We start from the raw sequence: 506 nt of genomic DNA on the forward strand, positions 1-506 counted from the left end.
AGATTAAATCTCAACTATTACACTTAAGCAATCTATTATTTTTGAAACACAAGTTATTCTACCACCTAATGCCGATAAAGCTTGGAATAAGTCCTATTTAAATATAGTGGTGCAGGGTAAAAGTACTTTAACGCCTAGTAAACTTCTAATTGAGCTTAAAAAGATTGAAAAACAACTAGGTCGAGCAAGTTCTTACGATAAATGGTCTCCAAGAGTTATTGACTAGATATCCTACTTTGGAGTAATTGCCATATAGATTTGCCTGATTTAAAAATACCTCATCCTGAATTATTAAACAGACCGTTTCTTATTCATCTAATTGCAGGTTTAAGTGTGGAATGCCGTTATTCATGTCCGACTAATAATTTTTACAACAATAAAATCTTTGCAGAAACAGCACATTTAATTGAGAATCAAGGAGTCATACACTCGCTTGTTTTAAATCCTCTATTTGTCGGTATTTTAAATATTACTCCTGGGTCATGCCTCCATATTGCAGTTACGCC

At 33.2% G+C, this 506-nt stretch carries 1 protein-coding gene and 1 pseudogene; both read left to right on the forward strand.

Features of this window, described 5'->3' with window-relative positions:
* Positions 1–55 precede the first annotated feature (55 nt).
* Complete coding sequence (locus tag KYQ89_RS07500; protein ID WP_371920377.1) at positions 56–226, forward strand: 2-amino-4-hydroxy-6-hydroxymethyldihydropteridine diphosphokinase; 171 nt, start codon at positions 56–58, stop codon at positions 224–226.
* Between the two features lie 32 nt (positions 227–258).
* Positions 259–506: pseudogene (locus KYQ89_RS07505) on the forward strand (hypothetical protein); the annotation flags it as partial.

The sequence above is a fragment of the Rickettsia sp. TH2014 genome, from assembly GCF_019249195.1.
Taxonomy (GTDB): Bacteria; Pseudomonadota; Alphaproteobacteria; order Rickettsiales; family Rickettsiaceae; genus Rickettsia; species Rickettsia felis.